The sequence below is a fragment of the Muricoccus harenae genome (assembly GCF_009848505.1).
Taxonomy (GTDB): Bacteria; Pseudomonadota; Alphaproteobacteria; order Acetobacterales; family Acetobacteraceae; genus Roseomonas; species Roseomonas harenae.
Genome location: NZ_WWDL01000013.1, coordinates 119445 through 128827, shown reverse-complemented (window position 1 = coordinate 128827; position 9383 = coordinate 119445). Strand labels below are relative to the sequence as shown.

The window sequence follows — 9383 nt, the reverse complement described above, 5'->3', positions numbered from 1 at the left end:
ACCAGCGAATAGCCGTGCAGCATCTCCACCGCCGCCCCTACCCGCAAGGCCGACTGCCGCGACACCCCGAACTGACGCGCCCCCTCCAACACCAAAAACCCACGCAACTTCTTGCCCGAACCCATCGTCGCATAACGCATCGCCGCAAAAAGAGACCGCTCCTCCCCCTCCTCCGCCGGCAACAACGCATCCAACGCCTCGTCCAACTCCGAGGCGGCCTCGCGCATCGCAGTCAGAAGCCTGTCCATATCCAGGCTGTCCATGACGATGTCCTCGCTCATTCGACGTCCCGCAGCGTCGGGCCGCCGGCGCCATGTACCAGGGCCTGCACCCGCGCCTCGGCCTCGGCCAGCTTGCGCTCGCAATGGGCGCGAAGGGCGGTGCCGCGGGCGTAGGAATCCATCGCTTCCTCCAGCTTTGCCTGGCCACCCTCGAGGCGCTTCACGATAGCCTCCAGCTCGGCCATCGCCTCTTCGAAGGACAGGCTCTCCACCTCGGGGGCATCGGTTTCGGACATGCGATCGCTCCAGTCTTCAGGCGCGCATCAGGGCGCGCAGATGCGCGGCCGTGGAGCGTGCGAGGGCGGCGAGGTCGTAGCCGCCTTCGAGCATGGAGACCACCCGTCCACCGCAGACGCGGTTGGCCAGTTGGCCGATTGCCTCCGTGATCCAGGCGAAATCCTCCTCCACCAGCCGCAGTCCGGCCAGCGGGTCGAGCCGGTGGGCATCGAATCCAGCGGAGACGATGATGAGCCCGGGCGAGAAGGCTTCCACGGCCGGCAGGAGCTCCCGCTCCCAGACCTGGCGGAAGACCACGCCATCCGTCCCGGCCTCCAGCGGCGCGTTCAGGATATTGCCCATCCCAAGCTCGGAGGCCGCGCCCGTGCCGGGGTAGAGCGGCATCTGGTGGGAGGAGACGAACATGAGACTCGGCTCATCCCAGAGGGCGGCCTGGGTCCCGTTGCCGTGATGCACGTCGAAATCCAGCACTGCCACCCGCTCCACCCCATGGGCGGCCTGGGCATGGCGCGCGGCCACGGCGGCGTTGGAGAACAGGCAGAAACCCATGGGGGAGCTCGGCTCGGCATGGTGGCCGGGCGGGCGCACGGCGCAGAAGGCGCGGGGGAACTCCCCACGCATCACGCAATCCACCGCCTCCACCCCGGCGCCGGCGGCGCGCAGCGCAGCCTCGGCCGAATGGGCGTTCATGGCGGTGTCCGGATCCAGCTGGATACGGCTGCCCTCGGCCGGCCGGGTCCCGAGGATACGGTCCACATGCGTGGCTGGATGCACGCGCAGCAGCTGCTCCCGCGTCGCCTCCGGCGCCTCGGCGCGGACCAGGGTGGAGAATTCCTGCGCCTCCAGCGCCTGCATCACCGCCCGCAGCCGGTCAGGGCATTCCGGATGGTGCGGCCCGTTCTCGTGGCGGAGGCAGGCCGGGTGGGTCAGCAGGAGCATCAGCCTGCCGCCGGTCCCCTGGCCGGGCCGGGCGGCACGGCGGCGGCCTCCTCCCGCTTGCGCAGGGTGTAGCGGTACACCCCGGCATTCTCGCTGAAGGAGACGAGGGCGTGGCCAGTCTCGCGGCAGAAGGCCTGGAAATCGGCGACGCTCGCGGCGTCCGTCGCCAGCACGGTCAGGCGGGCGCCGGCGGGCATGCCGCGCAGGGCCTTGTTAGCCTTCAGCACGGGCAAGGGGCAGGTCAGGCCCTGGACGTCCAGGACCGTCTCGGCTTTGGCGGCCGGCTTGGGCGCGGCGGACTTGGGGGGGTGTGGAGTGGCGGCCATCAGACCAGCCAATCCACCACCTGGAACGCCGCAAGTCCAGCGCGGCAGCCGGGGCGCCGCCCTCTATCGACACTCCTGTGACCGCGCGCCCGCTGGACGGCGCCAGGAGGCATCGGCATTCATCATCGAATGACGATCAAGCTCGGCGTGGACCTCGGCGGAACTAAGACGGAGATCGTGGCCCTGGACCCGGCCGGCGAGGTCCTGCTGCGGCGCCGCAAGCCCACCAGCCAGGGCTATCCAGCCATCATCGAGACCATTGCCTCCCTGGTGCGGGAGGCCGAGGCCGAGTTGGGAATGGCGGGTACGGTGGGCGTGGGTATTCCTGGCAGCATCAACCCGCTGACCGGGCTGGTGCGCAACGCCAACTCCCAGGCGCTGAACGGCAATCCGCTGGACCGCGACCTGGCCACGGCCCTCAGTCGGCCGGTCCGGGTGATGAACGACGCCAACTGTCTGGCCATGAGCGAGGCGGCCGACGGCGCGGGCATGGGCCACCAGGTGGTCTTCGCAGCCATCCTCGGCACCGGCGTGGGCGGCGGCTGGGTGGTGCAGGGCCGGCCGCTGGACGGGTTGAACCGTGTGGCCGGCGAATGGGGGCATACCCCCCTGCCCTGGATGAAGCCGGATGAGTTTCCCGGCCCGAAATGCTGGTGCGGCCAGCATGGCTGCCTGGAGACCTTCCTCTCGGGCCCATCCCTGGCGCAGGACACGGATGGCCCCGGCCATCGCGATGCGAAGCAGGTCGAGGACCGCGCCCTCGCGGGTGACCCTGCGGCCCAGGCCGCCCTCACCCGCTATGCCGACCGGCTGGCCAGAGCCCTCGCCATGATCGTGAACGTGCTGGACCCGGACGTGATCGTGCTCGGCGGTGGCGTCTCGAACTTCGGCCACCTTTATCGCGACGTGCCGGGCCTTATGGCGCCATGGATCTTCGGGGACACAAAGGCGGTGAACCTCGTCCGCGCCAAGCATGGGGACAGTTCCGGCGTCTTCGGCGCGGCCCGGCTCTGGGACCGCTGAACCCCCGCCGGCTCAGCCGCCGCCGGTGTGCCCGCTGGAGCTGGTGATCCGCAGGACCTGCACGAATTCCGGCAACTCGATGAGGAATTCCGGGTCCCGCTCCAGGTGGTGGATCCGGGTGGGATCTCCGCCGGTGAAGGAGGACATCGAGTCCACGTCCCGCCAGTAGGAGATGGTGACGAACTCGCTCTCCCCCTCCCGGTCCTCCCGCAGCTGCTGCACGCCGAGCGCCTTCTGCTCCAATGGACGGATGCCCTTCTCATAGAGATAGGCCGCATATTCATCCGCCCGCTCCGCGGGGACCCTGCCCCGCCAGATCCGCGCGATTCCCGGCCGTTCCGCCATCATGACCTCCTGCCGTCGTTACACGGCGAACGCCCTGTATTGCCCGGGGTTCAGTCCGGCGACTCGGGACCCGTTCCCGTTCCGTGCTAGAACCCGCCCATGCCCTCGCTCTGCCGGGACTGCTTCGCACGAACTGACCAGGCGTTCCGCCGCTGCGCGGAATGCGGCTCCGCGCGCGTCACGTCCCATCCTGAACTATTCTCCCTCGCCATCGCCCATGTCGATTGCGACGCCTTCTTCGCCAGCGTCGAGAAGCGCGACCGGCCGGAGTTGGCCAGCCGGCCAGTGATTGTGGGTGGCGGGCAGCGGGGGGTGGTATCCGCCGCCTGCTACGTGGCGCGGACGCGCGGCGTCCGCTCGGCCATGCCGATGTTCAAGGCTCTGGCGGCCTGCCCCGATGCGGTGGTCATCAAGCCGGACTTCCAGAAATACGTCGCCGCATCGCGGCAGATCCGAGCTTTGATGGAGGGGCTAACGCCGCTTGTGCAGGCCATGTCGATCGACGAGGCGGTGCTCGACCTCTCGGGCACTGAAGCCCTGCACGGCGCCCCACCGGCGGCCGCCCTCGCCCGCTTCGCAGCCCACGTGGAGCGGGAGGTGGGGGTGACCGTGTCCATCGGCCTCGCGCCCAACCGGCTGCTGGCGAAGATCGCTGTGGAACGGGACAAGCCGCGCGGCCTGGCCTGCATCGGCGTGGAGGAGGCCGCCTCGCTGCTCGCCTCCGAGCCCGTGACGATCCTGCCGGGCGTCGGCCCCGCCTTCGCGGCGAAGCTGGCCGCCATGGGCTTCTCCACGCTGGGGCAGCTGCAGAGCCTGGAGGCGCGGGAGGCGATGCGGCGTTTCGGGGAGGACGGCCCGACGCTGGTTTCCCGGGCCCGTGGCGAGGATTCACGCCCGGTCCGGCCGGAGCGCGACACCAAGTCCATTTCCGCGGAAACCACCTTCCCGCGCGACCTCACCCTTCCAGCGGAGATGGAGCCGATCCTCTGGCGCCTCTGCGAGAAGCTGGCGCGCCGACTGCGGGAGCAGGGCTTCGCAGCTGGCGGCTTGGTGCTGAAGCTCAAGACCAGCCGCTTCGCCCTGCGCACCCGCCATGCACGCCTGGCCGGGGCCAGCGCGGTGCCCGAGACGATCTATGCCGCCGCGAAGCCCATGCTGGCGCGGGAGGCGGATGGCACGGCCTTCCGGCTGATCGGCATCGGTGCCCAGCCGCTGGTGGAAGGCGCGGGCGCCGATCGCGGCGACCTGGCGGATCCGGACGCGCCCCGCCGCGCCGCCCGCTGGGAAGCCATGGAAATTTTGCGGGCGAAGTTCGGCGAGGGCACGGTGCGGGCCGGTCGTGGTCTTCCCACGGCCCCCCCTAAGCCGACGCGCCACCGTGGCGAGGCGCAGGGCTAATAAACGTTGCCTTGATCCTGCGTCGCGGGCGCCGGCGATCCGTTCAGCCGGCCAGCCGCTGAACCAGCGAGGCGATGAACAGCCCGATCGTCATGTCCGCAAGCACGAAGAGCCCCGCCCGCAGACCGGTGATCCGAAGCGCCGACTTGGCGACGAACCACTCCACCCAGACCGCATAGCCGAAGGCGGCGAGGGTAAGGCCGGCGCTGAGCCCGGATGGCAGCAGGGGACCGAACACCGTCGCCGCCAGCAGCGCCGCGTATTGCGCGAGATTGGCCCAGTTCCAGGCGGCGATGAACAGGGGCCAGAGCGGTCCGCGTCCCGAGGCATCCACCATGGAGACGGAGGCCAGGGGAAACACCACCCAGCCCAGGAGATAGCCGACCAGCTCGAGCGGCAGGCCCGCATGGACCAGCGCGTCGCTGCCCTGGGCCCGGATCAGCAAGAAGGGAACCAGGCAGATCGCCCCCGCCCAGAAGGAGCGGACGGCTCCCTCCATGGAGAGATGCGCGAAGCGCAGCCCCCCCTCCTTGCCCTGAGCCAGCAGCACGGCGGCGCGAAGCCCACCGAGGATCTGGACCTCGAGGCTGACGCGGGACTCGCTCAGCCGAGGCACTCCCGGATCACCGCGCCATAGAGCGCCGAAAGTCGGCGCAACTCCTCGACCGGGGTGTGCTCGTCTACCTTGTGCATGGTCGTGCCGACGGCGCCCAGCTCGGCAACCGGGCAGAGCCGCGTGATGAAGCGGGCATCGGAGGTGCCGCCGCCCGTGTCCAGCGTGCCGTCCTCTCCCGTCTCGGCCCGCACCGCGCGGCGCAGCGCGTCCACGAAGGGTCCGGGCTTCGTCAGGAAGGCCTCGCCGGAGCAGGAGAAGGAGGCCTCGTGCTCCGGCGCATCCTGCGCGAGGATGCCCCTGATCCAGGCCTCCAGGCTCGCGGCGCTATGCGTGTCGTTGAAGCGGATGTTCAGCCGGGCGAAGGCCCTGGCCGGCACGATGTTGTTCGTCGGATTGCCGACATCGATGGTGGTGACCTGCAGCGTGCTCGGCTGGAACCACTCCGTGCCCGCATCCAGCGGCTCGGCGGTGAGGCGGTGCAGCACGCGTGTCAGCCGGTGGATCGGGTTGTCCGCGCGGTCAGGATAGGCGACGTGGCCCTGGATGCCGTGCACGGTGAACTCGGCGGAAAGGCTGCCGCGGCGGCCGATCTTGATGGTGTCGCCCAGCCGTTCCTTGCTCGTCGGCTCGCCCACCAGGCACATGTCGGGGACGAGGTGGTTCTCCTCCATCCAATCGAGCACGCGCGTGGTGCCGTCGGTCGCGACCCCTTCTTCGTCCCCGGTGATGAGGAAGGACAGCGTGCCGCGATCTGCCGTGCCTTCGGCCACGGCATCGGCGGCAGCGGCCACGAAGGCGGCGACGCCGCCCTTCATGTCCACCGCGCCGCGCCCGTAGAGCACGCCGCCCTCCACCGCCGCGTCGAAGGGTGCGTGGCGCCATCCCTCGCCCGGCGGCACCACATCCGTATGGCCGGCGAAGCAAAGATGCGGGCCGTTCCCGCCGGAACGGCGGATGGCGAAGAGGTTCTCCACCTCCCCGAAGCGCAGCCGCGTGCAGGCGAAGCCGAGCGGCGCCAAGGCCCCTTCCAGCACCGCGATGGCGCCGTTATCCGCAGGCGTGACCGAGGCGCAGCGGATCAGGTCCCGCGCGATGGGAAGGGGATCGGTGGCCATCAGTCGCGCAGCAGCTCGTTGATCGAGGTCTTCTCGCGCGTGCGCGCATCGACGCGCTTCACGATCACCGCGCAATAGAGCGAGGGACCGGGCGAGCCATCCGGCAGCGGCTTGCCGGGCAGCGTGCCGGGCACGACGACCGAATAGGCCGGCACGCGGCCGACGAAGACCTCGCCCGTGGCACGATCGATGATCTTCGTCGAAGCGCCGAGAAAGACGCCCATGGAGAGCACCGCGCCGCGCTCGACGATCACGCCCTCCGCAACCTCGGAACGGGCGCCGATGAAGCAGTCATCCTCGATCACCACCGGATTGGCCTGCAGCGGCTCGAGCACGCCGCCGATGCCGACGCCACCGGAGAGATGGCAGTTCTTGCCGATCTGCGCGCAGGAGCCGACGGTCGTCCAGGTGTCGACCATCGTGTTCTTGTCGACATAGGCGCCGAGGTTCACGAAGCTGGGCATCAGCACCACGCCCGGCGCGATAAAGGCGGAGCGGCGCACCACGGCGCCCGGCACGGCACGGAAGCCGGCTTCCTTGAAGCGGTTCTCGCCCCAGTCGGAGAACTTCAGCGGCACCTTGTCATAGGCGCCGGCAGCCGTGTCCATCGGCGCGCTGTCCTCCAGCCGGAAGGAGAGCAGCACCGCCTGCTTCAGCCACTGGTTCACGCGCCAGCCGCCTTGCCCGTCCGGCTCAGCCACCCGGGACTTGCCGGAATCGAGGGATTCCAGCGCGGCCTCCACGGCGTCGCGGTCCTCGCCCTTGGTGGCGGGGGTCAGCTCGGCGCGGCGCTCCCAGAGCGCTTCGATGCGGGGCTGGAGGGCGGAAAGTTCCATCGGGGCGTCCTGCGTCGGGGCGGACCCCATCGCGCGGCGGCGGCGGGCTGTCAACGCGCCCATTCCAACACCGCCGGGCGATTTACGGAGCCACCGCGCTGGATTCAGCATTCCTTCACCCTTGGGGAGCAGCCTGCGGCCTTCAGCCTGGCTCCGCACCGCCCGTCCTGGCGCGGCGCGCAGCCCCTGACCTCCCAGGAGGCGACGATGGATGCCAAGACGGCCGCCTCGCCCCGACGCATGGACGATGCCACGCGGGTGCGATTGGCGGAGCGGCCTGATACGCCGCCCGAGATGCTCTTCTTCCTGGCCAATGACTCGGCCATCACCGTGCGTGCGGCGGTCGCCGCCAATGCGGCCACCCCGGCCCTGGCCGACCACGTGCTCGCGCGCGACGCCGAGCCGGGTGTGCGCCGGGTTCTGGCGCGCAAGCTCGCCTCGCTCGCCCCGCTGCTCGATCCCGACAGCACGGACCGCCAGAGGCGGATCAGCTGGGAAACCCTACGCCTCCTCGTCGATGACGACGTCATGGCGGTCCGTGCCGCCGTCACGGAGCTGGTGGCCGAGCAGCCGGACGTGCCGCGCCCCCTCATCCTGCGACTGGCACATGACGTGGCGATGGCGGTGGCGGAGCCGGTGCTGCGCGGCTCCCCGCTGCTCGACGAGACGGACCTGCTGCAGCTGATCGCCGACCCACCATCGCCGGAGACCCTCGGCGCCATCGCGCGTCGTCCGAACCTGCCCGAGGGTCCATCGGATGCCATTGCCGCACGGGCGGATGGTCCGGCCGTCGCCGCGCTCCTGGCCAATGCCTCGGCCCGTATCCGGGAGGCGACCCTGCTCGCCATCGCCTCTGGCTGTGCCGGCAATGCGGCCTGGCAATCCGCCATCGTCCGGCGCCCCCAGCTGTCCGGTCCCGTGCTGCAGAACCTCCTGGGCCTGCTGGCCGAGGAGGCGGTGCGCGTTCTTCTCACCCGGACGGACCTGGATATGGCGGTGCTCGCCGCCCATCGCCCCGAGGGCCCGCAGCCCCGCCCGGCCCTCGCCGGCACCCTTGGCATGAATGAGGAAAGCTTTATCGCGGCCGCCCGGCTGCAACAGCTGCCGGATTGCGCACGGATCCTGGCGGCGCTCAGTGGTCTCCCCGCGGGGGTGGTGACGCGCGCCCTTGCGCTGCGCGAGGCACCGGTCCTCGTAGCCTTGTGCTGGAAGGCCGGACTGTCCGGCCGGGCGGCCGCCTTCGCCCAGATGCGCCTGGTCGGCAGCCCGCCCGAGGAGCTGCTGATCCTGCCAGGCGGCGTCTGGGCGCTGGAAACGGATGCGATGCAGGCCCTGGTGGAGGGCCTGCTCGTCACCGCCTAAAGGACATCAGGGCTTGATGAGGGTGCCCGGGCCCGCCTCGGTGAACAGTTCGGCCAGCACGGCATGCGGCACGCGGCCGTCCAGGATCACCGCGCCTTGCACGCCCTGCTCGATGGCATAGATGCAAGTTTCGACCTTCGGGATCATGCCCCCCGAGATCCAGCCCGCCTCGATGCCCGCGCGGACATCGGCCACCGTCATCTCCGGGATATGGATCCCGTCGGGGCCACGCACGCCGGGCACATCCGTCAGCATCAGCAGCCGCGCGGCCCGAAGCGCACCGGCAATGGCGCCCGCGGCCGTATCAGCATTGATGTTGTAGGTCTGGCCATCGGCGCCCACACCCACGGGGGCGACCACCGGGACGATGTCGGCCCCGATCAGCAGTTCAAGGACCTTAGTATCCACCACCTCGGGCTCGCCGACGAAGCCGAGATCCAGGGCACGCTCCTCGTTCGTGTCGGGGTCACGATAGGTGCGTTCAGCCTTCCGGGCGCGGATCAGGTTACCGTCCTTCCCGGAAATGCCGACGGCGATGAGGCCGGCGCGGGTGATCGCCTCCGCCACCTGCTTATTCACGCTGCCCGCGAGCACCATTTCCACGACATCAACCATCTGGGCATCGGTCACGCGCAACCCGTTGATGAAGGTGGACTGCACGTTCAGCCGCTTGAGCATGGCGTTGATCTGCGGACCGCCGCCATGCACCACCACGGGGCTGACGCCCACCTGCTCCAGCAGCGCGATGTCACGCCCGAATCGGAGAGCACCCTCCTCCTCGCCCATGGCATGGCCGCCATACTTCACCACCACGATCTGATCGTCATAGCGCTTCAGATAGGGCAGCGCGCCGGCGAGGATCGCCATCTGGTCATGCGCGTCGGTGGTCATGGCTCTTCCCAATG

At 69.9% G+C, this 9383-nt stretch carries 12 protein-coding genes; 3 read left to right on the top strand and 9 right to left on the bottom strand.

Translation table 11 applies throughout. The features are described from left to right. The 4 genes from GSE44_RS11710 to GSE44_RS11695 all read right to left on the bottom strand — a co-directional run. On the bottom strand, nucleotides 1-281 hold a 281-nt coding region (locus GSE44_RS11710; protein ID WP_235924734.1), incomplete at its 3' end, for a polyprenyl synthetase family protein. Continuing rightward, nucleotides 278-517: an exodeoxyribonuclease VII small subunit gene (locus GSE44_RS11705; protein WP_159348970.1), complete on the bottom strand. Its 240-nt coding sequence runs from the start codon at nucleotides 515-517 to the stop codon at nucleotides 278-280. The genes GSE44_RS11710 and GSE44_RS11705, both read right to left, overlap by 4 nt. 16 nt (nucleotides 518-533) lie before the next feature. Further along, nucleotides 534-1457, bottom strand: a complete 924-nt coding sequence (locus GSE44_RS11700; protein WP_159348969.1) for a histone deacetylase family protein — start codon at nucleotides 1455-1457, stop codon at nucleotides 534-536. Beyond that, nucleotides 1457-1783 (bottom strand): sulfurtransferase TusA family protein, encoded by a 327-nt coding sequence (locus tag GSE44_RS11695; RefSeq protein WP_159348968.1) that lies wholly within the window; start codon nucleotides 1781-1783, stop codon nucleotides 1457-1459. Before GSE44_RS11695 ends, GSE44_RS11700 begins: the two co-directional genes overlap by 1 nt. Before the next feature lie 129 nt (nucleotides 1784-1912). Between GSE44_RS11695 and GSE44_RS11690 the strand changes: the two genes are divergently transcribed. After that, nucleotides 1913-2806: an ROK family protein gene (locus GSE44_RS11690; RefSeq protein WP_159348967.1), complete on the top strand. Its 894-nt coding sequence runs from the start codon at nucleotides 1913-1915 to the stop codon at nucleotides 2804-2806. 12 nt (nucleotides 2807-2818) lie between these two features. Here GSE44_RS11690 and GSE44_RS11685 read toward each other — a convergent pair whose 3' ends face one another. Next, entirely contained in the window at nucleotides 2819-3151 is a 333-nt protein-coding gene (locus GSE44_RS11685) for an antibiotic biosynthesis monooxygenase family protein (protein WP_159348966.1), read from the bottom strand. Between the two features lie 99 nt (nucleotides 3152-3250). Here GSE44_RS11685 and GSE44_RS11680 point away from each other — a divergent pair, with 99 nt between their 5' ends. Beyond that, entirely contained in the window at nucleotides 3251-4549 is a 1299-nt protein-coding gene (locus tag GSE44_RS11680; RefSeq protein ID WP_159348965.1) for a DNA polymerase IV, read from the top strand. A 43-nt stretch (nucleotides 4550-4592) separates the two neighbouring features. On the opposite strand, the gene GSE44_RS11675 is transcribed toward GSE44_RS11680, so the two are convergent. The 3 genes from GSE44_RS11675 to dapD are packed head-to-tail and all read right to left on the bottom strand — an operon-like array spanning nucleotide 4593 to nucleotide 7116. Further along, nucleotides 4593-5165 (bottom strand): hypothetical protein, encoded by a 573-nt coding sequence (locus GSE44_RS11675; protein ID WP_159348964.1) that lies wholly within the window; start codon nucleotides 5163-5165, stop codon nucleotides 4593-4595. Further along, complete coding sequence (dapE, locus tag GSE44_RS11670) at nucleotides 5153-6280, bottom strand: succinyl-diaminopimelate desuccinylase (RefSeq protein WP_159348963.1); 1128 nt, start codon at nucleotides 6278-6280, stop codon at nucleotides 5153-5155. The genes GSE44_RS11675 and dapE overlap by 13 nt, the downstream gene beginning before the upstream one ends. Beyond that, on the bottom strand, nucleotides 6280-7116 hold the full coding sequence (gene dapD / locus GSE44_RS11665; RefSeq protein ID WP_159348962.1) for a 2,3,4,5-tetrahydropyridine-2,6-dicarboxylate N-succinyltransferase: 837 nt from the start codon (nucleotides 7114-7116) through the stop codon (nucleotides 6280-6282). Before dapD ends, dapE begins: the two co-directional genes overlap by 1 nt. Nucleotides 7117-7323: 207 nt before the next feature. Here dapD and GSE44_RS11660 point away from each other — a divergent pair, with 207 nt between their 5' ends. After that, nucleotides 7324-8478, top strand: coding sequence for a DUF2336 domain-containing protein (locus GSE44_RS11660; protein ID WP_159348961.1), 1155 nt, complete (start codon nucleotides 7324-7326; stop codon nucleotides 8476-8478). Between the two features lie 6 nt (nucleotides 8479-8484). Here GSE44_RS11660 and argB read toward each other — a convergent pair whose 3' ends face one another. Beyond that, nucleotides 8485-9369: an acetylglutamate kinase gene (gene argB / locus GSE44_RS11655; RefSeq protein ID WP_159348960.1), complete on the bottom strand. Its 885-nt coding sequence runs from the start codon at nucleotides 9367-9369 to the stop codon at nucleotides 8485-8487. Nucleotides 9370-9383 lie beyond the last annotated feature (14 nt).

What these genes read in the sequence shown, in the direction of transcription:
- GSE44_RS11705 (WP_159348970.1), bottom strand. Translation starts at nt 517, where the DNA reads ATGTCCGAAACCGATGCCCCCGAGGTGGAGAGCCTGTCCTTCGAAGAG.
- GSE44_RS11700 (WP_159348969.1), bottom strand. Translation starts at nt 1,457, where the DNA reads ATGCTCCTGCTGACCCACCCGGCCTGCCTCCGCCACGAGAACGGGCCG.
- GSE44_RS11695 (WP_159348968.1), bottom strand. Translation starts at nt 1,783, where the DNA reads ATGGCCGCCACTCCACACCCCCCCAAGTCCGCCGCGCCCAAGCCGGCC.
- GSE44_RS11690 (WP_159348967.1), top strand. Translation starts at nt 1,913, where the DNA reads ATGACGATCAAGCTCGGCGTGGACCTCGGCGGAACTAAGACGGAGATC.
- GSE44_RS11685 (WP_159348966.1), bottom strand. Translation starts at nt 3,151, where the DNA reads ATGGCGGAACGGCCGGGAATCGCGCGGATCTGGCGGGGCAGGGTCCCC.
- GSE44_RS11680 (WP_159348965.1), top strand. Translation starts at nt 3,251, where the DNA reads ATGCCCTCGCTCTGCCGGGACTGCTTCGCACGAACTGACCAGGCGTTC.
- dapE (WP_159348963.1), bottom strand. Translation starts at nt 6,280, where the DNA reads ATGGCCACCGATCCCCTTCCCATCGCGCGGGACCTGATCCGCTGCGCC.
- dapD (WP_159348962.1), bottom strand. Translation starts at nt 7,116, where the DNA reads ATGGAACTTTCCGCCCTCCAGCCCCGCATCGAAGCGCTCTGGGAGCGC.
- GSE44_RS11660 (WP_159348961.1), top strand. Translation starts at nt 7,324, where the DNA reads ATGGATGCCAAGACGGCCGCCTCGCCCCGACGCATGGACGATGCCACG.
- argB (WP_159348960.1), bottom strand. Translation starts at nt 9,369, where the DNA reads ATGACCACCGACGCGCATGACCAGATGGCGATCCTCGCCGGCGCGCTG.